The sequence below is a fragment of the Nonomuraea sp. NPDC026600 genome, assembly GCF_040638335.1.
Taxonomy (GTDB): domain Bacteria; phylum Actinomycetota; class Actinomycetes; order Streptosporangiales; family Streptosporangiaceae; genus Nonomuraea.
This window is the reverse complement of record NZ_JBEZYD010000028.1, coordinates 86,166-110,582: the sequence shown is the minus strand read 5'-3', so window position 1 is coordinate 110,582 and position 24,417 is coordinate 86,166. Positions and strand designations below refer to the sequence as shown.

The following is a 24,417-nucleotide window of genomic DNA, read 5'->3' as shown; positions in this document are numbered from 1 at the left end:
GTAGCCGAGCCTCATGGCCTCTTCCAGAAGTTCACGGGCCCGCTGCAGGAGCAGCGCCCGCCCGTCGGCGCGGCCCGCGACGCTGACGCCGCGCCCCCGCCTGAACTCCAGCAGCCCCTCATCGCGCAGGTCACGCAGGGCGCGCAGCACCGTGTTGGGATTGATGCCGAGCGCCTCGGCCAGGTCCCGGGCGGGTGGCAGCCGGTCGCCCGGCGCGTACGAGCCCTCGCCGATGGCGCGGCGGATCGCGCCGGCCACCTGCTCGTGCAGGGGACGCGCGTCGCTGAGGTCCAGAGTGAGCAACATGGTGCCAATGACGCTAGCACCAAGTCTTCATGTTTGCGCAAAGGAGATTGGTGGGATGAACCCCTGTTTGTGAGTACCTCGAAACCCTGGATAGCATCGGTTTACGTGACCACTGTGCGGCTGAACTCAGCAGATCCAGTCTCTTTCGACACCGACGCGCTGATCGTCGGGTTCCGGTCCGGCCCCGAAGGCCCTCGCCCTGCCACGGGCGCCGAGTCCCTCGACGCGGCCTTCGGCGGCAGGCTCGCCGCCTCGCTCACCGCCATCGGCTTCTCCGGCAAGCCCGGAGAGCTCGCCAAGGTGCCCGCGTTCGGCGCTCTCGCCGCTCCGCTGCTGGTCGCGGTGGGTCTCGGTGACTCCGCCGACGCTGAGGCACTGCGCCGTGCCGCGGGCGCCGCCGTCCGCTCCCTCGCCGGTACGGCCCGCGCCGCCCTGGTCCTGCCCACCGAATCGGCCGAAGCGGCCGAGGCCGTGGCGCTGGGCGCGCTGCTGGGCGCGTACGGCTTCTCCCGCTACCGCACGAACGGCGAGTCGAAGGCGCCCGTGGGCGACCTCACCGTGCTCTCGAGCGACGGGTCCGACGAGATCGCCGGGCGCGCCACTGTGCTGGCCGAGTCGGTCACACTCGTCCGCGACCTGGTCAACACGCCGCCCTCCGACCTGTGGCCGGCCAAGTTCGCCGAGATCGCCGAGCAGCGTGGCGGCGAGGCCGGGCTGACCGTCGAGGTGCTCGACGACAAGCAGCTCAAGGACGGCGGCTACGGCGGCCTCGTCGGCGTCGGCCAGGGCTCGGTCAATCCGCCGCGCCTGGTCCGCCTCTCCTACACCCACCCCGAGGCCACCAAGACGCTGGCGTTCGTGGGCAAGGGCATCACGTTCGACTCCGGCGGCCTTTCGCTCAAGCCGTCGGCCTCCATGGACTGGATGAAGTCCGACATGGGCGGCGCGGGCGCGGTCCTGGGCGCCCTGATCGGCATCGCCCGGCTCGCCCCGCAGGTGAACGTCGTCGGCTACCTCTGCCTGGCCGAGAACCTCCCCAGCGGCACCGCGCAGCGCCCCTCCGACGTCATCCACAGCTACAGCGGCAAGACCGTCGAGGTGCTCGACACCGACGCCGAAGGCCGCCTGGTCCTCATGGACGGCATCGCGCGCGCCGCCGAGGACTCCCCCGACCTGATCGTCGACGTGGCCACCCTCACCGGCGCGCAGATCGTCGCGCTCGGCTGGCGCACGGCCGGCGTGATGGCCAACGACGACGCGGTGCGCGAGCTGGTCGTCGAGGTGGCGGGGGCCGCGGGCGAGGGCGCCTGGGGCATGCCGCTGCCGGAGGAGCTGCGTAAGGGCCTCGACTCCCCGATCGCGGACATCGCCAACCTCCAGCCCGAACGCTGGGGCAGCATGCTGGCCGCGGGCATTTTCCTGAAGGAGTTCGTGCCCGACGGGGTGCGCTGGGCGCACATCGACATGGCCGGACCCGCGTTCAACAAGGGCGAGCCGCACGGCTACACGCCGAAGGGCGGCACGGGGGCCATCACCCGCACGCTCATCGGACTGGCCGAGCGGCACGCGAGCATCTGAAACAAATGAAAAGATGACGGCATCACGAACACCCCGACAAGGAGCCTGACTGTGGCCTACGACATCGTCGTCCTGGGAGGCGGCAGCGGCGGATATGCCTGCGCGCTACGGGCGGCTGAGCTGGGCAAGACGGTCGCCCTGATCGAGAAGGACAAGATCGGCGGCACCTGCCTGCACAGGGGATGCATCCCCACCAAGGCCTTGCTGCACTCGGCCGAGGTCGCCGACGAGACCCGCGAGAGCGAGGCGTTCGGCGTCAAGGCGCGTTTCGACGGCATCGACGTGCCGGGCGTCCACGCGTTCAAGGACAAGATCGTCACCCGCGCCTGGAAGGGCGTGCAGGGCCTGCTCAAGGGCGCCGGCGTGACGATCGTCGAAGGCGAGGGCCGCCTGGTCGGATCGCACCGGATCCAGGTGGGCTCCGAGGTGTACGAGGGCCGCAACATCGTCCTGGCCACCGGTTCCGCGCCCAAGACGCTGCGCGGGCTGGACATCGACGGTCAGCGCGTGATCACCAGCGAGCACACGCTGAAGATGGACCGCGTGCCCACCTCGGTGATCGTGCTGGGCGGCGGCGTCATCGGCGTCGAGCTGGCCAGCGTCTACCGCTCGTTCGGCGCCGAGGTCACGATCGTCGAGGCGCTGCCCCACCTGCTGCCGACCGAGGAGGAGTCGAGCTCCAAGCTGCTGGAGCGCGCCTTCCGCCGCCGCGGCATCAAGTACGAGCTGGGCGTCTTCTTCGAGGGCGTCAAGACCACCGACACCGGCGTGGTCGTCACGCTCGCCAACGGCAAGACCCTCGACGCCGAGCTGCTGCTGGTCGCGGTCGGCCGCGGCGCCGTCTCGGCCGGGATGGGCTTCGAGGAGCAGGGCATCGCCGTCGAGCGCGGCGCGGTCGTGGTCGACGAGCACTGCCGGACCTCGGTCTCCGGCGTCTACGCGATCGGCGACCTGATCCCGACCCTCCAGCTGGCCCACGCCGGGTTCGCCGAGGGCATCATGGTGGCCGAGCACATCGCCGGACTCAACCCGCCCGCCATCGACTACGCGGGCGTGCCGCGGATCACCTACTCCGACCCCGAGGTCGCCTCGGTCGGCATCACGTCCGCACAGGCCGCCGAGCGCGGCATCGAGATCGTCGAACAGGTCTACGACCTCGCAGGCAACCCCAAGAGCCAGATCCTCGGCACCGCGGGCGCCGTCAAGGTCATCGCCCAGAAGGACGGACCCGTCGTGGGCGTTCACATGGTGGGCCGCCGCATCGGCGAACTCGTGACCGAGGGCCAGCTCATCTACAACTGGGAGGCTCTGCCCGCAGAGGTCGCCCAGCTCATCCACGCACACCCGACCCAGTCCGAGGCCGTCGGTGAGGCGATGCTGGCCCTGGCCGGCAAGCCGTTGCACGTACACAACTAGTCCAAGCCCTCGAGATCAGAACGCGAGAGAAGATAACGATGCCGGTCTCCGTACAGATGCCCCAGCTCGGCGAGAGCGTCACCGAGGGCACGGTAACCCGTTGGCTGAAGAAGGAAGGCGAGCGCGTCGAGGCCGACGAGCCGCTCCTCGAAGTATCGACCGACAAGGTCGACACCGAGATCCCGTCGCCGTCCGCCGGCGTCCTCACCAAGATCGTCGTGGCTGAGGACGAAACCGTCGAGGTAGGCGCGGAGCTCGCCGTCATCGACGAGAACGGCCAGGCCGGCGGCGCCTCGGCGCAGCAGGCCGCCCCGGCCCCCGCCGCGCAGCCCGCGCCGCAGCCGGTGCCCGAGCCCGCCCCGGCTCCCGCACCGGTCTCCTCGATCCCGCAGCCCGCCCCTGCCCAGGCCCCGGCTCCGGCCCCCGCGCCGGCTCTGGTGCAGCAGGCCCCGGCCGCTCCGGCGCCCGTTCAGCAGGTGCCGGCCGTCTCCGAGCCGACCCCGCTGCCGTCCTCGGGCGACAGCCCCTACGTGACGCCGCTGGTGCGCAAGCTCGCCAACGAGCACGGCGTCGACCTCGACTCGATCACCGGCACCGGTGTGGGCGGTCGCATCCGCAAGCAGGACGTCCTGGAGGCCGCCAAGTCGCAGCGCGAGCAGGCCGCCGCCCCGGCCCCCGCCGTCGCTGCCCAGGCTCCTGCCGCCGCACCCGCTCAGACCGTGACGGCCCCGGCCGCCGCCCCCGAGCCCGTCGAGGTCGACACCACGCTGCGCGGCCGTACGGAGAAGATGTCGCGGCTGCGGCAGACCATGTCCAAGCGACTGGTCGAGTCGCTGCAGACCGCGGCCCAGCTCACCACGGTCGTCGAGGTCGACGTCACCAAGATCTCCCGGCTGCGCGACCAGGCCAAGGCCGACTTCCTGCGCCGCGAGGGCGTCAAGCTGTCGTTCATGCCGTTCTTCGAGCTGGCGGCCATCGAGGCGCTCAAGCAGCACCCGAAGCTCAACGCCACGATCAACAACGAGACCATGGAGGTCACCTACTTCGACGTCGAGCACCTGGGCATCGCGGTCGACACCGAGCGCGGCCTGATCGCGGCGGTCATCAAGAACGCCGGCGACCTCAACCTGGCCGGCCTCGCCCGCAAGACCGCCGACCTGGCCGAGCGCACCCGCGCCAACAAGGTGACGCCCGACGAGATCACCGGCGGCACCTTCACGCTGACGAACACCGGCAGCCGCGGCGCCCTGTTCGACACGCCGATCCTGAACCAGCCGCAGGTCGGCATGCTCGGCACCGGCGCGGTCGTGAAGCGTCCCGTCGTGATCGACACCGCCGAGGGTGAGGTCATCGCGGTGCGGTCGATGGTGTACTTGGCGCTGACGTACGACCACCGCCTCGTCGACGGTGCCGACGCGGCCCGCTTCCTGACGACCGTGAAGCGTCGCCTGGAAGAGGGACGTTTCGAGGCCCAGCTGGGTCTCGCGTAGTTCACGCGCGCCAGGGCCGAGGATGGATCGCCTTCCTCGGCCCTGGCCACTCACCCGTTACCCATCTGGGTGGTTGACGGCGCACGCTCCGAGGGAGTAACTCGACAGGAGTTCGCGCACTTCCGGAACGGCGTTGTACGGCCCAAGCCGGTCCAGAACCACCCGCGCCCGGTCGGCCGTACGGTCGCTGGCCACATCGGCCGACAGCACCGGGCGGCTTGAGCGGCTCGGCGAACAGAACGGCTTCGTCGATCCCGTACGCGATGGCGTACAGCCTGCGACAGACATCGCCCGGTTTCCAGGTGCCCGTCTCCCAATCCCGGATCTCCCGGATGAGGGACTCGCGGCTCGGGAAGTGCTGCTGGACCTCGTGTGGGGCAGCTTCGAAAAGCCGCTTGGCCATCTCCTTCTGCGACCAGTAGCGCGGGCCCTCAGCCGTACTGCCCATGCCGGTGGCGGATTGCGTGTCTTGCGCTCGCTGCCCATGGACGACACCTCGCAGGACTGGGGGCTCTCCGCTTCTCTCCCCCATTCCCACCTGTACACATGTGACTACGCAGAGTAGTTATGGAATCATGCAACCAGACCTGGATGGCTTCTACTCGTGGTACGCCCGGGACGATCTCGGTGCGGGCTCATGTGGTGTGACCAGCGAGAAAGAGCGGGCGACCGAACTGCTGGTGGGAGCCCTGAAGACGCTCTCGCCGGGTGCGAGCGGCCTGGTGCGGACAGTGCGTCTCGAGCGACGCGCCCGTCATCCGTCATACCGGCATGGCGAGGTCCTGCTGCGCACCCAGCGCGACCAGACGACCACACACGTCGTCATTTCACCGGATGACTGCTTCCGCCGCCGCGTTGCTCGCCTGTTGACCGATGCGGAGGGAGCGGGGTGACGACCTATGTGCTCGCGTTCGCCGGTGTGGGACCGTTCTGCCTCGTTGAGCACCACCCCGGAATCCGGGTGTCCACCTGGGAGACGGCCGTTTGCGGCGCGCGGGTCGTGGTCTGCGACCGCGCCGGACTGGGAGTGCTGTTCCAGTGGGAGGCCGGTGATCCCGTACATGAGGCTTGCGAGCGCACCGTGGCCGCGCGTGACCCGCACCGCCGAGGCCCGTGAGGTGGCGAGAGGAGACCGTCCCCTCCTTGAGGACGGGGCGATCATGCCGAGGTCGTCGGCGGTGAACATGTCATGGCGCAACAGGTCCAACGGCAGGTTCTCCACGCGGGACGAACGCGGCACGTCGGGCAGCTCGCCGCGCTCGACCGCGACGCAAAAGAAGGAGGGCCCGCCCCCCGGAGTGGCGGGAGGCGGGCCGGTTCGCATAGCGGGTGCTAGTAGGGGAAGACCGGGTACCCGTGGTAGCCGCCGCCGACGCAGGTGCGTCCGGTCGGGCTCAGCCAGTCAGGAACGACCACACCACCGGCGAACACGCACGCGGCGACAGTGATGTACTCGCGGGCGGCGGCCTGAGCCGTCGCGGCAAAGCCGAGTGTCAGCGCGCCCGCGGCGGCTACGGAGACGAGGGTGACTACCAGACGACGCATGTGAACTCCTATCACATAGAGTTACTGAGTCATTGCTGATAGTTTCCTCTGGGATTGCGCGCCAAACGGCGGCGAGCCATCCACGATCACCCGACTTGGCCGTGACATCCGCCCGGATTCGGCGCTCGACGGAGCCGTCGAGCTGGGAGGCCGCCGGGGCGATGTACGCGGCGTTGGACGCCGGGCCGCGCAGCGGGTTCGGCGATGCCACCGTCGTTCGGAAGCTCGGCGATGCCCCCCGACCCGCTGGCGGCGTCCGCGAAGGCGCCGTGCACGGGAACCGCAGTGGGCTGAGACTTGCGGTCCCGTCCGGGTGTCAGCGCTGGTGGAGGGCAGTGCGCAGGGTGGCCGCGGCCATGGTGATGGCGGCCTCGGCGGCGTGGGTCTCGCGCAGGGCGTTGAGCATGGCGAAGTCGTGGATGATGCCCTGGAAGCGTACGGCGGTGACCGGCACGCCCGCCTCGCGGAGCTTGCCGGCGTAGGCCTCACCCTCGTCGCGCAGGACGTCGGCCTCGCCGGTGATGACCAGGGCCGGGGGCAGGCCGGTGAGCTGATCGGCGGTGGCCCGCAGCGGGGAGGCGGTGATCTCGGCTCGCTGGGCCTCGTCGGTGGTGTACTGGTCCCAGAACCACTGCATGCCGTCCCGGCGGAGGAAGTAGCCCGTGGCGAACTGGTGATAGGAGCCGGTGTCGAAGTTCGCGTCGGTGACCGGGTAGAACAGGACCTGCTGGAGCAAGGGGACGTCGCCGCGCTCCTTGGCCATCAGGGTCAGCGCGGCGGTCATGTTGCCGCCGACGGAGTCTCCGGCCACGGCCAGGCGGGAGACGTCCAGGCCCTTGGCCGCGCCCTGCTGGACGATCCACTGGGCGACGGCGTAGTTCTGCTCGATGGCGACCGGGTAGCGGGCTTCGGGGGACAGATCGTACTCGGGGAAGACCACGGCGGCGTCCGCGCCGACGGCGAGCTCACGTACCAGCCGGTCGTGGGTGTGGGCGTTGCCGAACACCCAGCCCGCGCCGTGGATGTAGAGGATCACCGGCAGTTTGCCCTCGGCCCCGGCCGGCTTGACGATGCGGGCCTGGACGCTGCCCGTCGGACCGCCCGCGACGGTGATCCACTCCTCGTCGACGTTCGGCTTGTCGATCTCGCCGGACTGTACCTCGTCGACCGCCTTGCGGCCCTCGGCCGGCGCCAGGTCGAACAGGTACGGCGGATTGGCGGTGGCTTTCACGAAGGCGGCCGCCGCCGGCTCCAGGACCGGCTGAACAGGCTTGACGGCATCGGACATGTGGTTCTCCTCAACTGTGTCACCGTGTGATGCGCCGGTCTCCCCTGCGGAGACGACTCCGGACCATGGGCGGAGACCTCCGACGCCATGCGATTCAACCCTCCCCGCTAAACCGGATATAGCCAGCAAACAGGGCATAAAACTCTCCCCTAACAGGGGGTTATCGCGCGCATCACTCCACTCATGGGACAGGATGCCCAGCCGCGCCTCCATACCCCTCCGCGGCTCTGGCGGTCGCGGCGGCGTGCTCGTCGGCGGTCATGCCGCGGTCAGGGTAGCGCTGGTTGAGTTCGTGCTGGTCGTCAGCCCACTGCTGGTAGTCCCGCCGGACGGTCGGCTCGTCGGAGTCGACGATGTGGGCGATGTCGGCCCAGGTGACCCCGGCCAGCAGTGCGTGGTGGATGTTGGAGGGATGGCGCACGGTGCGCGCGATGCACTCCGCCAGCGCCAGCAGTTCGATGTGCTCGCCCACGGTGAGCGGAGGACGGTCATCGGCTCCGTGCCGGGCAGGGTCATAGATCCCCCGCGCCACCAGCTCCATCCGCGCGCGAGCCGATGCGTTCTTGGCGGCCAGCTCGTCGTAGCGCTCCAACTGCTGGCTGACAGGCATGTCGTAGCGAGCGTCGCGCCAAGTCGTGATGTGGTCAGGCATGGTCATGACGGCTTCTCCAAGGGGTCGGGTGTCGGCTTCAAGAGGACATCGATGGGGAGGTTCGATCAGCTGGCACGAGATGGAACGCCTGGCGGTGATGCGGTACACGCGGTTCCAGCACCTGGCACCGGATGGCACGCCTACAAGGCAGACACGCGCTCCGCGTGTCACAAGATCCGTCAACTTCAAAGGAGCGAACGTGCGCCGACTTCTCCTCATCGTCCTTACCGGGTTAACCATGGTGATATCCGTGGCGATGGCAGCAACGGCCGCCCAGGCGGCCGACTTCCCGTTCACGGCGATTCGTAGCAACGCCATCGTGACACCCGCCAGGTGCATCGGCCCCTTCAACGGTGGCACGGCCGACGGCACCTCGATAGTGCTGATGGACTGCGGTCAACGCTGGCACGGCTTCGCGCCCGTCGCCAGCACGACGGACAACTCGATCCGTCACTCCAGCGGCAAGTGCCTCAGCCTGGCCAACACCCAGAACCCGGCCCCTGTCGGCACCCGGCTGGTGCTGCGGAGCTGCGTCAACTTCGCCGCAGGTGATCAGCAGTGGACCTTCGTCGCACTGCAGCCCGGTGCCCCTGACGGCGTATGGTTCCTCCGGCAACACTCCGGCTTCTCGTGCGTCGGCCCGGCCAACGGCAGCACAGCCTTCGGCACCCAGCTGGTTACGCAGAGCTGTGCCCTTGGCCCCACACAGCAGTGGCTGCTAGAGGGCTGGCCGGGCAGCTTCGGCTTCTCCTACGACGATGGAACGACCCCCTGACCGGCCAGGGATCGGACGATCGATCATCTACCTGCGCGTACTGACGAGCACGAGCACGAGCGCGCCGCAATGCCGGTCGAAGGCATCGCGGCGCGCTCGTGAGTGAGTGAGTGAGTTCCGGTTCCTGAGCAGGTCTACCGCAGGTCAGCGCTTGACGTATCTGCTCTAGCCTGGTGGTGATCAAGCCGAGGGAGAGCTCTTGCGTAGGACGATCGGGTGCCTGCTACTGACGCTGCTCCTGACCTCCTGCAGCTGGTCCGACCGTGTTTCGCCCGGCGCGTTCGAATGGCGTGCTCGAGGGTTGGCGGCGAGCTGGCAGGGCTCCCCGATCGACCAGGCGTGGCGTGCGGGCTTCGTCCCGCTGGCAGGGCTCGACGTCGTGCCGCGATGGGAGCGCATACCCGCCTGGGCGGCTCTGAGTCTGCACAACGGCGCGTGGGCCCTGGACGCCGAGTTACCCGCGGACTCTCCGGCCCGCGTGCCGCTGCGTTGGCCGGACGGCTCAGTCTCGGAGGTGCCGCTCATCACCGCCGCGACGGCGTACGCGCGGCTCAGCGAGCCGGCCGACTTCATCGACGAGGAGTGCCCGCGTAAGGGCTGCCGTCGGCTCCGGATGACCGGCGTCGAGCTTGGGGAGACGGCGCTGGCCACCAGCCGGGGCACGATCCGGGTGCCTGCCTGGCACTTCACGGCCAAGGGGATCAAGGAGAGGTTCGTCGTGGTGGCCGTTGATCCCTCGGCCACGACCCCGCGTCCCCATGCGGTGAAGGGGGGCCGCGAAGAGGTGCGGAGCTTCGACCCCATGCCTGGCAATCCCAACGAGCTGCTTGTCAAGTACGGGTACGGCAGTTGTGACCGCGTGCACGGTACCCGGGCCTACGAGACCGACGACGTGGTGGTCGTGGACGTGGACGAGGAAGGCTCCGGCGGCATGTGTAACCTGATGCTCCTGCTCGGCCGCGCGACCGTCACGCTCAAGCGGCCGCTCGGCGATCGCGTCGTGCTCGACTCCGGTAGCGGGCTGCCGGTCCTGCGGGGCGGCAGAGTTCCTTTCTGACCAGCACCTCAGGTGGACGGCCAGCACGTGATGTTCCGGCGGTCGTGCGGACCTCTGAAGATCGCGTGATGACCGTCCTCAACCGGCATCGCGGCCGCGATCACGCATAAGCGCGCTCTTCGATTCTCTTGCGATGGCCTCTTGACGTGGGCCGATGTGCATGGGGTACATTCCTCCCCAATAGTCTGGGAAGTTCCCAGATAGTAAGGGAGCCCAAGTGGAACAGCGCGGGGGAAGCCCTCAGCTGCTGCGCCGGATCAACGACCGCGCGGCGCTGCTGGCTCTGCTCGATCGAGGGCCGCTGACTCGATTGGAGCTGGATTCGCACATCGGCCTGTCGAAACCGGCGACAGCCGACCTCCTGCTTCGGCTGGAGAAGAGTGGTCACGTACGGCGCGCCGGGCTCCGGGAGGGCGGTAAGGGACCGCGCGCGCAACTCTGGGCGGTCAACGGCGCGCTGGCCTACGTGGCGGCGGTCGATCTCACCCCGCGCACGCTGGACATAGCGGTGTCCGACATCTGCGGAGAGATCGTCGCCGAGCACCGATACCGTCCCGTCGAGGAGGCCGACCTCGATGCCGATGATCTGTGCCGTGCGGTCTCCGTCGCCGCCGCCGAGGTGGGCCTGACCACCGGGCAACTGCACAAGGTCGTCGTGGGAGTGCCCGGTTCCGTGGACGCGCGCACCGGGCACCTGGGCTTCGCCCCGCACCTGCCGCCGTGGCAGGGCTTCGACGTCCTGGATCGGCTGTCAGGATCGCTCGGCACGTCGGTGGCCGTCGAGAACGACGTCAACCTGGTCGCCCTCGACGAGATGGCGGTCGGTCAAGCCGTCGGGGTCGACGACTTCGTGCTGATCTGGATGGGGCGAGGGATCGGTGCCGCGGTCGTCTCGGGCGGGCGGTTGTTAAGAGGCTCCTCCGGTGGCGCCGGCGAGATCGACTGGATGCCCTGCCCGCCCTCCGGCGTAACCGGTGGCCGGCGCATCGGTGACGTGCTCGGCACCAAGGCGGTCCTGGAGCTGGCCCACGCGCACGGACTCGCCGGAGACGATCTGGACAAGCTGCTCGCGCAGGATCTCGGCACGGACCCGGTCGCCCGCTCGGCCTTTCTCCATGACCTGGCCCGCCGGGTGGCGCTGGCCGTGGCAGGTGTGGTGTCCGTGATCGATCCCGAGCTGGTGGTCCTCACCGGCGATATCGGCCGGGCCGGCGGCAGCGTCCTGTGCGGCCTGGTCACCGAGGAACTGGGCGGACTCGTCCTTCCCCGGCCGAAGATTCAACCGAGCCTGCTGACCGGTAACCCGGTCCGCTCCGGCGCGCTGCGGCTGGCATTGGCCGGAGCGCGCGACGAGGTGTTCGCCATCCATTCCTGACGACAGCCTCAACCCCTTGACCTGACCATGGCGGCGGGTCAGCAGTTCACCCCCCTTGGAGGGTTTCGATGCGACGAATCTGTGTCGCGGCGGCGTGTGCGGCATTCGCACTCCTGGCGAGTGCGTGTGGCCCGGAGACGAGCTCATCGGGGACGGCCAATGCGCCGAGCGCCGGCGAGAAGGTCTCCCTGAGCGTCTGGAGCAAGTTCAGCGGTCGCGAGCTGGGCGTGCTCCAGAAGGTGCTGGACGGTTTCCAGGCCAAGCACCCCAACATCACTGTCAAGAACCAGGGAAGCCAGGACGACGACAAGGTCGCCCAGGCGATCAGAGGAGGAAACCCTCCGGACGTCGCCATCTCCTTCTCCACCGACAACATCGGCCAGTTCTGCTCCGGCGGCGCCTGGCAGGACCTCAAGGCCTACATCGCCCGCGACAAGGTGGACCTGAACCAGCTTCCCGCCGCCACCCGCGCGTACACCGAATTCAAGGGCACACGCTGCGCGATGCCGCTGCTCGCCGACGTCTACGGCCTCTACTACAACAAGGCGATGTTCGCCAAGGCCGGCATCAGCGCGCCACCGAAGACGATGTCGGAGCTGTTCGAAGCCGCCAAGAAGCTGACGGTGGTCAACCCCGACGGGTCCATCAAGGTCGCCGGCTTCGTGCCCACGATCGGCTTCTACGCCAACCACGTGCAGATGTGGGCGGCGAGCTGGGGCGCCCAGTGGGCGGGCCAGGACGGAAAGTCCACGCTCGGCACCGACCCGCAGTGGCAGGCGATGCTCGAGTGGGGGAAGAAGTTCACCGACTTCTACGGGCGCGACAAGCTGGCGAAGTTCACGGCCGGTCTCGGCCAGGAGTACTCACCGGACCATGCCTTTGAAAAGGGGCAGATCGCGATGGCGATGGACGGTGAGTTCCGCACCGCCTTCATCGAGGCCGAGGCGCCCAAGCTGGACTACGCCACGGCTCCGTTCCCGGTCGCGGACAACAAGCCCGACCTGTACGGGGGCGGCTACACCACAGGCACGATCATCGGGATTCCCAAGGGCGCCAAGAACGCCGGTGCCGGCTGGGAACTGCTCAAGTACCTGTCGACGGACCCCGGTGCTCTGCAGGAACTGGCCCATGGCCTCAAGAACGTCCCGTCCACGGTCCCCGCGCTGCAGGACCCGACGCTGCAGAAGGACGTCCACTTCAAGACCTTCCTCGACATCTTCGCCAACCCGAACCTGGCCACGAACCCGGCCAGCGCGAACGGCGGCGCCTACCTCAAGTCCGCCGAGGACTTCGCCATCGCTTATCAGAGCGGTGGCGCCACCGACCTGAAGGCGGGACTGGCCAAGACGGGCGCGCAGATCGACGCCGACGCGCAACTCGGCAGCTGACCACTGATGACCGCCGCACCGCACACCACGCACGTGGCCGGATCCAGCCTCACCAGGTGGATCCGGCCGCGGCCGGGACACTGGATACGGCCGCTGGCCTTCATGGCACCGGCGCTGGCCGGATTGGCGCTGTTCGTCGTCTACCCGCTCCTCGCGCTGGTCTACTACTCCTTCACCCGCTACGACCTGCTCAACACTCCGGTGTGGGTCGGGCTGCGCAACTACGTCTTCCTCCTCTGGGGCGATCCGCTGGCCCGGAAGGCGGCCTACAACACCGTGTGGCTGGTGGTCGTCATCACCGTGCTCCGCCTGGTCTTCGCCACCGGGGTCGCGGCCGTGCTGGTCCGGGTCAGAAACGGCGCGGGGTTGTTCCGGACGCTGATCTACCTGCCCGCGCTGGCCCCGCCGGTGGCGGCCACCCTGGCCTTCACCTTCCTCTTCAATCCCGGCACCGGGCCGGTGAACACGGTGCTGAGCTGGTTCGGCGTCTCCGGGCCGCTGTGGTTCAGCGACCCCGCGTGGGCCAAACCCGCGCTGACCCTGCTCACCCTGTGGGCCTCGGGCGAGCTGATCATCATCATCATGGCGGGGATGCTGGACGTGCCCGGTGAGCTCTACGAAGCGGCGTCGCTGGACGGCGCGGGCTCACTGCGGCGGTTCTGGCACGTCACGCTTCCGGCGATCACGCCGGTGCTCGTCTTCGGAGTGATCAACTCCATCATCCTCGGGCTGCAGTACTTCACCCAGGCGGTGGTCGCGGCGTCGGTGGCCTCCGGGTCGGCCGACATCGCCGGCAGCCGGCGGGTCATCGGCTACCCGGACAACTCGACGCTGACCTTCCCTGTGTGGCTGTACCAGCAGGGGTTCCACTACTACAACATGGGCTACGCATCAGCCATGTCCATCGCCCTGTTCGTGGTCTCGACGGTGTTCACCGTGTTCTTCGTGCACCGTCTACGCCGTGCTTCCCATGCCGAGGAGATGGCGTGATGGCCACTCTCACCACCACCACCGACCTCGCCGCCGGCTCGACGTCCCGGCGCGGACCGGCGCGCCGCCGGTCGAACCGGCGCGGCCTCATGCGCTGGATCGCGGTGCACAGCATCGCGCTGGCCATCGGGCTGATGTTCGTCCTGCCCCTGGTCTTCGTCGCGCTCACCGCGTTCATGTCGGACCGGCAGGCGTTGACGGCCGATCTGTGGCCGCGGTCCTGGCATCCGGCGAACTTCGCCGAGGTGTTCCGCACCGCGCCGCTGCTGAAGTATCTGGGCAACAGCATGATGTACTCGCTGCTCGCCACAGCCGGGATGCTGCTGTCCAGCGTCCCGGCCGCCTACGCCCTGGCCCGGATGCGCTGGCGGGGCCGCCAGACGGTGTTCCTGGTGATCATCGCCGCCATGATGATCCCGCCACAGGTCCTGTCGGTCCCGCTCTACATCCTGTGGGCCCGTCTCCACCTCACCGGCACCCTGTGGCCGCTGATCCTGCCGTACTTCCTGCTCGACGCGTTCAGCATCTTCCTGCTGCGGCAGTTCTTCCTCACGGTCCCGCAGTCCTACCTCGACGCCGCCCGCGTGGACGGCTGTGGCGACCTGCGGACGCTGCTGCGGGTGCTGCTCCCGATGACCCGGCCCGGCATCGCGGCGATCTCCCTGTTCTGCTTCATGTACACCTGGAACGACTATTTCGGGCCGCTGCTGTACGCCGGGGAGAACCCGGACGAGTGGACCCTGTCGCTGGCCCTGGCCTCGTTCCGGGGCGCGCACCAGGTGCAGTGGAACCTCACCATGGCCGCGACGGTCGTGGTCATGCTGCCGGTCATCCTCCTCTTCGTCCTCGCTCAGAAGTCCTTCGTCAAAGGCATTACCTTCACAGGAGTCAAGGGTTGAAACTCACCATCGTCGGAGGCGGCTCCACCTACACCCCGGAACTGGTCAGCGGGATCGCCCATCAGTACGCCGCCCTCGACATCGAGGAGATCGCGCTGGTCGACCCCGACACCGAGCGGCTCGAGGTGGTGGGCGGGTTCGCGCGCCGCCTGCTCGATCACGCGGGTCATCCGGCCAAGGTGCGCCTCACCGCCGATCTCGAGGCCGGTGCCGACGGGGCCGCCGCCGTACTGCTCCAGCTACGCGTCGGCGGCCAGGCCGCCCGCGTGACGGACGAGACCGTACCGCTGGAATGCGGGTGCGTCGGTCAGGAGACCACAGGTGCGGGGGGCCTGGCCAAGGCGCTGCGCACGGTGCCGGTGGTCCTCGACATCGCCGAACGGGTGCGGCGGGTCGCCGGCGAGAAGGCCTGGATCGTCGACTTCACCAACCCGGTCGGCATCGTCACCCGCGCGCTGCTCAACGCCGGTCACCGTGCGGTGGGGCTCTGCAACGTCGCCATCACCTTCGAGCGCTGGGTGGCCGGGAAACTGGGTGTCGCGCCGGAGACGATCACGCTGGACCACGCCGGGCTCAATCATCTGACCTGGGTGCGTGCCGTGCGCGTCGACGGCGTGGACGTGCTCCCCCGGCTGCTGTCCGACCATGCCGACGAGCTCGCCGAGCACGTCGGGCTCCCCGCCGACGTGATGCGCCGGCTCGGCGCCGTGCCGTCCTACTACCTGAAGTACTACTACCGTCACGACGCGATCGTGGCCGGCCAGCGGGGCCCGTCACGAGCCGAGACCGTGGCCGAGATCGAGCACCGTCTCCTTGAGATGTACCGCGATCCGAGCCTGGTCGCCAAACCGGCGTTGCTGGAGCAACGCGGTGGCGCCTACTACTCGGAGGCGGCGGTGCGGCTGGTGGCGTCCCTGCTGGGCGACAAGGGAGATGTGCAGGTGGTGAACGTCCGCAACGGCTCCACCCTGCCGTTCCTGCCCGCCGACGCCGTGGTCGAGGTGCCCGCCCGGATCACCGGCGCCGGCCCGGTCCCCCTGCCGGTGGCCCCGCTGCCGCCGGCCATCACGGGCCTGGTCGCCCACGTCACCGCGTACGAGAACCTGGCCCTGGAGGCGGCGCTGCACGGCGGCCGTGACCGGGTGTTCGACGCGCTGCTGGCGCACCCGCTCATCGGCCAGATCGACCAGTCGGCGACCCTGGCCGACCGGCTGGTCTCCGTCAACCGTGACCTTCTGCCCTGGGCGGCGGCGTGATCGACGGAGTGCTGGCGATCGACGGCGGCAACTCGAAGACGGACGTCCTCCTCGTCGCGGCCGACGGCACGGTGCTGTCACGGGTGCGCGGCCCCGGGGCGTCGGCGCAGAACGTAGGGATCGCCGCCAGTGCCACCACCCTCGACGCGCTGGTGCGGCAGGCGGCGCGGCAGGTCGATCCAGCGGCGCGCGCCCCGTACGCCCGGCACACCGCGGCCTACCTCGCCGGAGTCGACTTCCGCCGGGAACAGGAGGCGCTGACGCGGGAGCTGGCCGCGCTGGGCTGGTCCGAGGGGCTCACCGTCGACAACGACATCTTCGCGCTGCTGCGCGCCGGTACCCCTGGGCCCGGGGTCGCCGTGGTCTGCGGGGCGGGCATCAACTGCGTCGGTGTGGCGCCGGACGGCAGGACCTTGCGGTTCCCCGCGATCGGCCGGTTGTCCGGCGACTGGGGCGGCGGTTCGTTCCTGGGCGACGAGACGTTGTGGCGGGCGGTGCGGGCCGAAGACGGTCGCGGCCCCGACACCGCGTTGCGGCGGGTGGTGACCGATCACTTCGCCGTGTCCTCGGTGGCCGACCTCGTCGAGCGGCTCCACTTCGGGGAGGTCGGCCGCGCCCGGCTCCAGGAGCTCAATCCGCTGCTGCTGGCGACCGCGGGGTCCGGCGACACCGTGGCCAGAGAAGTGGTCGACCGGCTGGCCAGGGAGGTGGTCCTGCTCGCGTCGGCGGCGCTGCGCCGGTTGGATCTGCTGCACGTTCCGGTGGACATCGTGCTCGGGGGCGGCGTGCTCACGGGTGGCGATCAGTACCTGCTCGACCGCATCCACACCGGTTTTGAGCAGGTGGCACCGAAGGCGACGGCCCGCGTGGTGGAGGTGCCTCCGGCCGTGGGCGCCGCGTTGCTGGGCCTGGACCGGCTCGGCGCGAGCCCCGACGCGGAACACCGCCTACGCGACTCCTACCGGGCCAGCACCACCTGCGGGTAGAGCCTCGGACGAGTTGCTCGACGACGGCGCGCTGCTCGGGGTGCCCATCGCGGTGCCGGAAGCCGCGCCCGGGTGGCCCGCGTACGACCCCGACGAGGTGCGGCAGGACCGGCTGCGGGATCGCGGCTCGCCGCCGGAGTGGGTCGAGGAGGCGATGACGGACGCCGCGGAAGGCCGCGCGCTGATCCCGACCGTGTTCCACAGCGGGCGCGAGGACGTCGCCGACCTGGCGGCGCGGATCCTGTCGTGGACGCGTGACCGTCCGGGCGCTCAGGGGCGGCCCGGCATCCGGGCTTCGTGAGACGCTGACGGCGTGCGGATCGCGCTTCTTGGTGAGCTGGAGTTACGCGACGACGACGGCGTGCTCGTCGAGATCGCCGGGGTGCGGCTGCGCCGGCTGCTGGCCCGGCTCGTACTCGCCGGCGGGCGACCCGTCTCGGCGGAAGGGCTCGTCGGCGCGGTGTGGGGAGACGAGCCGCCGAGTGGCGCCACCAACGCGCTGCAGTCGCTGATCTCCCGGTTGCGCCGGGCGCTGCCCGCCGAGGACGTCGTACGACTGGAGCTGGCGCCGGGCGGATACCGGCTGCGCACGGTCGAGGGGACGGTCGACACCGAGCGGTTCGAGAAGCTCGCGGCCGAGGGGCGTGTCGCCCGGGAATCGGGTGATCTCCCGATGGCGGCGCGGCGGTTCGCCGAGGCGTTGCGGCTGTGGCGCGGACCGCCCCTGGCCGAGCTCGGCGCGGTGGACTTCGCCGAGGCCGCCGCCGCCCGCCTGACCGAGCTGAGGCTGCGTACGGTCGAGGACCGCGCCGAGGTGGAGTTGGCGCTCGGCGAGCCGGACGAGACGATCGCCGAACTGGAGGGGTTGATCAGGGCGCAGCCGTTGCGTGAGCGGCCGCGTGAGCTGCACATACGGGCGTTGTACGCGGCCGGGCGGGCGGCGGAGGCACTCGGCGCGTACCAGGATCTGCGCCGGACACTCGCGGAGAGGCTGGGCAGCGATCCGTCGCCGCCGGTGCGTGCGCTGCACCTGGCGATCCTGCGCGGTGCCGCCGATCCGGCCGGGCCGCCGCCGTCCCGGCGTACCAACCTGCGGACCGCTCTGACCAGCTTCGTCGGGCGGGAGGAGGAGCTGGAGCGGGTCGGCAAGCTGCTGGCGGAGGCTCGGCTGGTGACGCTGGTCGGGCCGGGCGGAGCGGGCAAGAGCCGGCTCGCCGCCGAGATCGCCGCCGGGATCGCCGCGCGGCGGACCGCGAGCGTCCGGGACGGCGTCTGGCTGGTCGAACTGGCCGGAGTACGTGATCCCCGCCAGATCCCCGCGACGGTCTCGGCCGCCCTCGGCCTGTATGAGAGCGGGCTGCTCCACTCCGGGCCCGCGACGGCCGGGCCGGAGGCGGAACGGGCGCGCGAGCCCGTCGGGCGTCTCGCCGAGGCGCTGCGCGAACGGCGCCTGCTGATCGTGCTGGACAACTGTGAGCATCTCATCGACGCGTGCGCCGAACTGGCCGAGGCGGTCGTGAGCCGCTGCCCTCAGGTGCGGGTTCTCGCGACGTCCCGCGAACCGCTGGCCATCGGCGGCGAGGTGCTCCACACCGTCGCTCCGCTGCGTGTGCCGTCGCCCGGGACGGACTTCGCGACGGCTTCGGGCTTCCCGGTGCTCCGGCTGTTCGCCGACCGGGCGGCCGCGGTACGCCCCGGCTTCGCCCTCACTATGGAGAACCTGCCGGTTGTCGCGGAGGTGTGCCGGCGGCTCGACGGCCTTCCGCTGGCCATCGAACTGGCCTGCGCACGCCTGCGTTCCCTGCCGGTGGAGGAGATCGCGGCACGGCTGGGGAACCGGTTCCGGCTCCTGACGGGCGGCAGCCGTACCGCGCTGCCGCGGCATCAGACGCTGCTCGCCGTGGTGGAGTGGAGCTGGGAGTTGTTCGGCGAGGCGGAGCGCGTGCTGGCCCGCCGGCTGGCCGTCTTCGCGGGCGGCGCGACGCTGGCGTCGGTGGAGGCGGTGTGCTCGGACGCGAGGGGCGGGCCCCTGACCGAGGGCATCGCGCCGCTGCGCGCCGAGGATGTCCTGCAGGCGCTGGGCTCGCTGGTGGACAAGTCCTTCGTGGAACTGCTGGAGACCCCCGGTGCTCTCCCGCGCTACCAGATGCTGGACACGATCCGCGCGTACGCCGCCGGCGTGCTGACCGAATCCGGCGAGGCCGAGCCGGTACGGCGGGCGCACGCCGCGTACTTCACCCAATGCGCCGAGACGGCGGAACCGGCCCTGCGTGGCCCCGAGCAACTGCGCCGGCTGGAATGGCTGGCCAGGGAGTACGGCAATCTCACCACCGCCCTGCGCTGGGCGGTCGACACCGCCGACACCCAGACGGCGGTCCGCCTCACCGCGGCGCTCGGCTGGTTCTGGAACATCCGCAGCGCCCACGACGAGGCGGCGACCTGGCTCCGCGAATCCCTGGCCCTTCCCGGTGCCGACCCGACCGGTCGGGGTGAGAGCCTTGCGACGGCGTACGCCTATGACGCGATGCACAACTTCGCGCTCCAGCAGACCGAGCGTGCCCTGCGGTCGGCGTCCATCGCTCGCGGGCTGGCCGATGACATGAAGGCCGGTCAACCGGCGGTCGCGCTCATGAATGTTCTCTCCAAGTTGCACCCGGTTCATACCGACTCGGACAGGGACGCCGCGCTGCTCCAGCTCGCGGAGTTGTCGAGCCACCCCGACCCCTGGCTGGCCGCCGCCGCCCGGCTCTTCCACGGGTTCGCCTCGGCCGCCTTCGGGAGCGCGGCCGAGGCCGCCGCGCACCTGACCGCGGCCAGGGACGCGTTCGCCGCGGTCGGCGACCGCTGGGGCATGGCGGCCGCCGTGGGCTCGCTCGGCAGCTGCCACAGCATCAACGGCGACCACGCCACCGCCATCGCCGCCATGACCGAGGCCGTCCGGTTCATGAGGACGCTCGGCTCCGACAGCGACGCCGCCTGGATGCTGGTCGAACGCGGTATGGAGCTGCTGCGCGCCGACGACCTCACGGCCGCGCGGGCCGACTTCGACGAGGTCAAGGCGGGCGAGGCCGCGCGCCGCTCGCCCATGGCTCTCGCGTTCGCCGACATCGGGCTGGGCGAGCTGGCCCGCAGGTCCGGCGACCTCGCCCGGGCTCGATCCGTGCTGACCGGTGTCCTGGCCCGCTCCTCGGAAGCGGAGCCGAACCCGGCCCAGACCCGGACCCTCGCCCTCATCGCCCTGGGCCGGGCCGCCACCGAAGACGGCGACCTGGCCGCCGCCCGTGCCCACCTCGGCGAGGGGCTGCGACGGACACTGGCCGTGGGAGAGCGTTCGGTGATCGCGGGAGCGGCCGAGGCCCTCGCCGACCTGGCGATCGTGGAAGGCGAGTCTCGCGAGGCCGCCCGCCTGCTCGGCCTGGCGACGTCCAGGAACAGCACACGCGGGCGGCCGATCAGACTCGCGGCCAGGTCCAGCCGCCGCCGCATGCCCCCCGAGTAGGTCTTCACCAAGCGCCGCCCGGCCTCGATCAGGCCGAACCGGGTGAGCAGGTCCTCGGCGCGCCCGCGGGCATCCGCACGGGACAGGTCCAGCAGCCGGGCGATCACCATCAGGTTCTCGTGCCCGGTGAGGTCCTCGTCGACCGCCGCGTACTGACCGGTCAGCCCGATCAGCTCCCGCACCTCCCCCGACCGCCGCGTGACGTCGAAGCCCCCCACCCGTGCCACGCCCTCATCCGGCCGTAACAGGGTGGCCAGGACCCGGATCACCGTGGTCTTACCCGCGCCATTGGGCCCGAGCAGCCCCAGCACCGTGCCGGGCCGCACGGCGAAGCCGACCCCGCGCAGCGCGGTCGTCTCCCCGTACCGTTTCACCAGGCCCTCTACCTGGATGGCGTACATCGTCGCGTTCATGCCGCCCACACTGCGGCAGGGCACTGAGATGGCTCGCACACGACGCTGATGCGGCTTTCCGGGACCTGATGAGGGCTACTGAGAGGACTTCCTCCCGCCGTCGTCGAAAACGGCCATGCGGGTTTCCGCCTTGTATCCACGATGCAGGCCGTCCAGATAGGTGAGGACGGCGGCGGTCTCGCGGGCAGGAGCGACGAGGGCGACGTGGTTGTCGGGTCGGATGAGCACCAAAGCGTCGTCGGTCATGCCGTAGGCGCGCCGGGCATGTCCGTCGCGGTCGCGAAGCCCCGGTTCGTCGCCATCCACCGCGTACGCCTGTACGAGGCCCTGGTGTTTGGCGGTGACGTCCCGCAGTGCCTGGGCGCTGCCCGGGCCGAACCCGAGGAGGGTGAATCGCGGGCCGGCGTACAACTGGAAGAGCCGTACCGGCTCGCCGGCCGAATCGATGCATGGCGCGTCGGGCGCGCGGTCGCCGGCGCACAGGACGGCGGGATCGCCCGCGCCGGTTGCCGCAGAAAGCGAACTCCACCGGTAGCCGCGGCCTATCGCGGGCGTCGCGGCGGCCTCGACCCCGGCGCCCGGCTCCTTGATCGCCTCCAGTACGTGCCGCAGCCTGTCGGTGGTGATTTCCAGCGTCCACGCGGCGACCGGCAGGCGCTCCTCTTCGTAGGTGTCGAGCAGTCCGGGACCGGCCTGTCCGGCCGCCACGAGCGCGAGCTTCCAGCCCAGGTTGTAGGCGTCCTGGATGCCGGTGTTCATGCCAAGACCGCCGGCGATCGGGTGGACGTGTGCGGCGTCTCCGGCGAGAAAGACGCGCCCCACCCGAAAGTGCTCGGCCATGCGGACGTTGACCCGCCATGTCGACAGCCAGGTGGGCCGGCTCAGCTGGACGCCGGGCACCCGGGCGTGCCGGTCGAACAGGCGCTGGAAACTGTCCAGCGAGGGCGGCAACGGCTCGCCCCGGTCGTCGAGTTCGGGTGTCGCCTGCAGCTGGAAGGCGTTGGTGCCAGGCAACGGGCACAGCATGATCGCGCCTTCGGGCGTGAACCATTGGTGCCAGGCATCGCGGGTGATGCCGTCGGCCTCGACGTCTCCGCAGACCATGGCCTGGACCTGCTCCGTGTGCCCGTCAAAGCGCACGCCGAGTAGCTTGCGGACGGTGCTACGCCCACCGTCGCAGCCGACGAGGTAGTCGGCCCCGATGCGCTGCCCGCCGGAAGTCGTGGCCACCACATGGTCGTCGTCCTGGGTGAAGTCGATGAGCTCGGTCCCGAGCTCGACCGTCACGCCGTGTTCGGCGAGCTTGTCGCGCAGGATCTCCTCAATGCGCCACTGTCCGATGAAGACCCCGCTGTCGTAGGGAGCGTCGGGCGTGGGACCGTCACCGTCGAACGGGTCGGCGTCGCTGACGTGCTGGCCGTTGAAGTACTTGCGGAAGGCGAGGTGGGTGACACCGGCCTCGAGGATCCGGTCCACTACGCCGAGGTCTTCCAGTACCTCAAGGCTTCGGGGCTGCAGAGTCTTGCCGCGCGAGTCGCGGTGGTGGGCCGTGCCGGCGTCGATGACGCGTACGTCAACGCCGCGGCGGGCGAGTTCGCAGGCCAGAGTGAGGCCGGTTGGTCCGGCTCCCACGATCAACACGTTCGTCATGATGTTCCCTCCGCCGTTTCGGTGGGATCAGCAAACACCTGCCGGCCAAAAAACGCAACTCGGTATCAAATTTTTCCGAGTTGTGTTTTCTGGGCTAGGCTGGACGCCATGGACGCACCGGTGGGTTTGCGTGAGCGCAAGAAGGAACGGACGCGCCGGCTGATCGCCGACACGGCGCTGCGTCTGTTCCTCGAGCGCGGCTTCGACGCGGTCTCGGTCAACGACGTCGCGGTGGCGGCAGAGGTGTCCAAGCCGACGCTGTTCCGCTACTTCGCCAGCAAGGACGACCTCGTGCTCGCGCGCTTCGCTGATCATCAGGGCGAGGCGGCCCGGGTCGTGCGCGCCCGCGCCGTCGGGCAGACACCGGTGGCCGCGCTGCGTGACCACTTCCTCGCCGGGCTACGCGACCGCGACCCGATCACCGGCCTCAACGACGCTCCGTCGGTGCTGGCCTTCCAGCACTTGATCTACACGACCCCGAGCCTGGAGACCCGGCTGCTGCATCACACCGGCCGCGATATCGACCTGCTCACCGCGGCATTGCGCGAGACCGGCCACGCCGACGTCGGCGATGTCATCCTGCGCTTGGTCGCCACCCATCTCATCACCGTCCAGCAGGTGCTCGGCCGCGAGAACTGGCGCAAGATCGTGTCTGGCCGTACGGCCGACGACGCCTGTCCCGAGGCACTCGCCGACGCGGATCAGGCCTACACCGTGCTCGCCGCCGGATTGGACGCCGCCCTGTTCGCATCCGCCACACCGACGCCGCCAACGCCCCACTCCACATGAAGGGAATGAGGTGGAGAGGCCTTCCACCCGTCTGGGCAGCCGCGTCGGAGCGCCGTGCGGTCGCGCGGCCTTCGCCCGGCGGTTCCACGACCCTGGTCGGCCCGTACCCCCTGACGTATCTCACGTGGGATCGTCGCGGCCCCGCCTTCTGTGCGACTCGGACGCGATTTCGAAGGCGGTGGCGGGCACATCTCGGAGTTCGCGTTCGCTCACGCCTGGAAGCGCGCGTACGGCCTGCTACCTGGCGCGTACCGGCAGGAGGGCCGGGCAGCAGCGGGCTCTATGGGCGGTAGGCGTCTCGCCGGTGTTTGATGGACTGGATCGTCACGGTGTGTTTGTCTTCGTCGATGCGGTAGACCACGCGGTAGGTCCCCCGGCGGGCGACATGCAGTCCCTTGTACGGCTCTTGGAGAGGCTTGCCGACGCGCCATGGCTGGTGAGCGACGGTGCCGGTGATCAACTCCCGGGCCGCAGCCGCTACGGTCCCGGGAAGGCCGGAGGCGAGCGCGCGCCGGGCCGGTGGACTCAGGAGGATGGTGTGGCGGTCGCTCACGCGCTCGCCTTGCCGAGGCGGGTCGTCATGATGGCGGTCATCTCCTCCTCGGTGGTCACGTCGCCGCGCGCCTCAGCGGCAGCGGCCTCGACCAGGTCTGCGCGCATTTCCGGGTCGGCGAGGATCTCGAGCGTCTCCTGCAGGGACTCCCACTCGGTCACGGACACGATAACGGCATGCGGCCGCCCATTCCGGGTGAGCGTGAAGTGATCGTGCTCGCGGGCGGCCCGGTCGGCAAGCTCGATCAGTCGGTCCTTCGCTTCGCTGATCGGAATCGTCTCCATGGAACTATGAAACCTCCATGGTCTGGGTATCGGCCAAGATTCCGGCTAGTTGCCGATGCACTGCGCTCCTCGGTAGGAGCGCTCACTCCATGGTCAGGCCCTGCCTCAGAACGCGCCGAAAAAGATCAGCAAATGGCTTCGACAGCATGCCAGACCACTCGACAGGTCCTGCGCCGGGTGACATGCAGGCGCTCATACGGGGCCACGCCGGTGGACGCTGGTGGCTTG

22 protein-coding genes and 2 pseudogenes are annotated in these 24,417 nt (G+C 69.9%); 16 read left to right on the top strand and 8 right to left on the bottom strand.

Annotated features, from left to right (window positions below):
- Window positions 1-90 precede the first annotated feature (90 nt).
- Window positions 91-306, bottom strand: a pseudogene (locus AB0F17_RS44915) (GntR family transcriptional regulator); the annotation flags it as partial.
- A 105-nt stretch (window positions 307-411) separates the two neighbouring features.
- Here AB0F17_RS44915 and AB0F17_RS44910 point away from each other — a divergent pair.
- From AB0F17_RS44910 to AB0F17_RS44890, 5 genes are all read left to right on the top strand, one after another.
- Window positions 412-1,884, top strand: a complete 1,473-nt coding sequence (locus tag AB0F17_RS44910; RefSeq protein ID WP_358036311.1) for a leucyl aminopeptidase — start codon at window positions 412-414, stop codon at window positions 1,882-1,884.
- 51 nt (window positions 1,885-1,935) lie between these two features.
- Window positions 1,936-3,300 carry a dihydrolipoyl dehydrogenase gene (lpdA, locus tag AB0F17_RS44905; protein ID WP_358036309.1) on the top strand — a complete coding sequence of 455 codons (1,365 nt, stop codon included), beginning with the start codon at window positions 1,936-1,938 and terminating at the stop codon, window positions 3,298-3,300.
- Between the two features lie 38 nt (window positions 3,301-3,338).
- A complete protein-coding gene (gene sucB / locus AB0F17_RS44900) occupies window positions 3,339-4,790 on the top strand; it encodes a 2-oxoglutarate dehydrogenase, E2 component, dihydrolipoamide succinyltransferase (RefSeq protein ID WP_358036307.1) in 1,452 nt (483 codons plus the stop codon).
- 575 nt (window positions 4,791-5,365) lie between these two features.
- Window positions 5,366-5,683 carry a hypothetical protein gene (locus AB0F17_RS44895; protein ID WP_358036305.1) on the top strand — a complete coding sequence of 106 codons (318 nt, stop codon included), beginning with the start codon at window positions 5,366-5,368 and terminating at the stop codon, window positions 5,681-5,683.
- Entirely contained in the window at window positions 5,680-5,907 is a 228-nt protein-coding gene (locus tag AB0F17_RS44890; RefSeq protein WP_358036303.1) for a hypothetical protein, read from the top strand. The genes AB0F17_RS44895 and AB0F17_RS44890 overlap by 4 nt, the downstream gene beginning before the upstream one ends.
- Window positions 5,908-6,122: 215 nt before the next feature.
- Here the strand turns inward: AB0F17_RS44890 and AB0F17_RS44885 are convergent, their stop codons facing one another.
- From AB0F17_RS44885 to AB0F17_RS44875, 3 genes are all read right to left on the bottom strand, one after another.
- Window positions 6,123-6,335, bottom strand: coding sequence for a hypothetical protein (locus AB0F17_RS44885; RefSeq protein WP_358036301.1), 213 nt, complete (start codon window positions 6,333-6,335; stop codon window positions 6,123-6,125).
- Between the two features lie 316 nt (window positions 6,336-6,651).
- Window positions 6,652-7,623 (bottom strand): alpha/beta hydrolase, encoded by a 972-nt coding sequence (locus AB0F17_RS44880; protein WP_358036299.1) that lies wholly within the window; start codon window positions 7,621-7,623, stop codon window positions 6,652-6,654.
- A 181-nt stretch (window positions 7,624-7,804) separates the two neighbouring features.
- On the bottom strand, window positions 7,805-8,281 hold the full coding sequence (locus AB0F17_RS44875) for a hypothetical protein (RefSeq protein WP_358036297.1): 477 nt from the start codon (window positions 8,279-8,281) through the stop codon (window positions 7,805-7,807).
- A gap of 244 nt (window positions 8,282-8,525) precedes the next feature.
- Between AB0F17_RS44875 and AB0F17_RS44870 the strand changes: the two genes are divergently transcribed.
- The 10 genes from AB0F17_RS44870 to AB0F17_RS44825 all read left to right on the top strand — a co-directional run bounded on the left by AB0F17_RS44870 (window position 8,526) and on the right by AB0F17_RS44825 (window position 20,500).
- Window positions 8,526-9,050, top strand: a complete 525-nt coding sequence (locus tag AB0F17_RS44870; RefSeq protein WP_358036295.1) for an RICIN domain-containing protein — start codon at window positions 8,526-8,528, stop codon at window positions 9,048-9,050.
- Between the two features lie 199 nt (window positions 9,051-9,249).
- Window positions 9,250-10,107 (top strand): hypothetical protein, encoded by an 858-nt coding sequence (locus AB0F17_RS44865; RefSeq protein ID WP_358036293.1) that lies wholly within the window; start codon window positions 9,250-9,252, stop codon window positions 10,105-10,107.
- A 217-nt stretch (window positions 10,108-10,324) separates the two neighbouring features.
- Window positions 10,325-11,482 carry an ROK family protein gene (locus AB0F17_RS44860; protein ID WP_358036291.1) on the top strand — a complete coding sequence of 386 codons (1,158 nt, stop codon included), beginning with the start codon at window positions 10,325-10,327 and terminating at the stop codon, window positions 11,480-11,482.
- Window positions 11,483-11,550: 68 nt separating this feature from the next.
- Window positions 11,551-12,870 carry an ABC transporter substrate-binding protein gene (locus tag AB0F17_RS44855; RefSeq protein ID WP_358036289.1) on the top strand — a complete coding sequence of 440 codons (1,320 nt, stop codon included), beginning with the start codon at window positions 11,551-11,553 and terminating at the stop codon, window positions 12,868-12,870.
- Window positions 12,871-12,876: 6 nt separating this feature from the next.
- Window positions 12,877-13,860: a sugar ABC transporter permease gene (locus AB0F17_RS44850; RefSeq protein WP_358036287.1), complete on the top strand. Its 984-nt coding sequence runs from the start codon at window positions 12,877-12,879 to the stop codon at window positions 13,858-13,860.
- Complete coding sequence (locus tag AB0F17_RS44845) at window positions 13,860-14,759, top strand: carbohydrate ABC transporter permease (RefSeq protein WP_358036285.1); 900 nt, start codon at window positions 13,860-13,862, stop codon at window positions 14,757-14,759. Before AB0F17_RS44850 ends, AB0F17_RS44845 begins: the two co-directional genes overlap by 1 nt.
- Complete coding sequence (locus AB0F17_RS44840) at window positions 14,756-16,015, top strand: 6-phospho-beta-glucosidase (protein ID WP_358036283.1); 1,260 nt, start codon at window positions 14,756-14,758, stop codon at window positions 16,013-16,015. Before AB0F17_RS44845 ends, AB0F17_RS44840 begins: the two co-directional genes overlap by 4 nt.
- The gene (locus AB0F17_RS44835) at window positions 16,012-17,001 is read left to right on the top strand and encodes a BadF/BadG/BcrA/BcrD ATPase family protein (protein WP_358036281.1); all 990 of its coding nucleotides are present in this window, start codon (window positions 16,012-16,014) and stop codon (window positions 16,999-17,001) included. The genes AB0F17_RS44840 and AB0F17_RS44835 overlap by 4 nt, the downstream gene beginning before the upstream one ends.
- A gap of 13 nt (window positions 17,002-17,014) precedes the next feature.
- Window positions 17,015-17,302: a hypothetical protein gene (locus AB0F17_RS44830; RefSeq protein WP_358036279.1), complete on the top strand. Its 288-nt coding sequence runs from the start codon at window positions 17,015-17,017 to the stop codon at window positions 17,300-17,302.
- Window positions 17,303-17,314: 12 nt separating this feature from the next.
- Window positions 17,315-20,500 carry a BTAD domain-containing putative transcriptional regulator gene (locus AB0F17_RS44825; RefSeq protein WP_358036277.1) on the top strand — a complete coding sequence of 1,062 codons (3,186 nt, stop codon included), beginning with the start codon at window positions 17,315-17,317 and terminating at the stop codon, window positions 20,498-20,500.
- On the opposite strand, the pseudogene AB0F17_RS44820 reads toward AB0F17_RS44825, so the two are convergent.
- Window positions 20,425-20,913 (bottom strand): annotated as a pseudogene (locus AB0F17_RS44820) (ATP-binding cassette domain-containing protein); the annotation flags it as partial. The gene AB0F17_RS44825 and the pseudogene AB0F17_RS44820 sit on opposite strands and share 76 nt — an antisense overlap.
- Before the next feature lie 75 nt (window positions 20,914-20,988).
- Window positions 20,989-22,563 carry an FAD-dependent oxidoreductase gene (locus tag AB0F17_RS44815; protein ID WP_358036275.1) on the bottom strand — a complete coding sequence of 525 codons (1,575 nt, stop codon included), beginning with the start codon at window positions 22,561-22,563 and terminating at the stop codon, window positions 20,989-20,991.
- A gap of 108 nt (window positions 22,564-22,671) precedes the next feature.
- On the opposite strand from AB0F17_RS44815, the gene AB0F17_RS44810 reads away from it, so the two are divergent.
- Window positions 22,672-23,352, top strand: a complete 681-nt coding sequence (locus AB0F17_RS44810) for a helix-turn-helix domain-containing protein (RefSeq protein WP_358036273.1) — start codon at window positions 22,672-22,674, stop codon at window positions 23,350-23,352.
- Window positions 23,353-23,632: 280 nt separating this feature from the next.
- Here the strand turns inward: AB0F17_RS44810 and AB0F17_RS44805 are convergent, their stop codons facing one another.
- Window positions 23,633-23,905, bottom strand: a complete 273-nt coding sequence (locus AB0F17_RS44805) for a type II toxin-antitoxin system RelE/ParE family toxin (RefSeq protein ID WP_358036271.1) — start codon at window positions 23,903-23,905, stop codon at window positions 23,633-23,635.
- Window positions 23,902-24,189, bottom strand: a complete 288-nt coding sequence (locus AB0F17_RS44800) for a type II toxin-antitoxin system Phd/YefM family antitoxin (RefSeq protein WP_358036269.1) — start codon at window positions 24,187-24,189, stop codon at window positions 23,902-23,904. The genes AB0F17_RS44805 and AB0F17_RS44800 overlap by 4 nt, the downstream gene beginning before the upstream one ends.
- Between the last annotated feature and the right edge of the window lie 228 nt (window positions 24,190-24,417).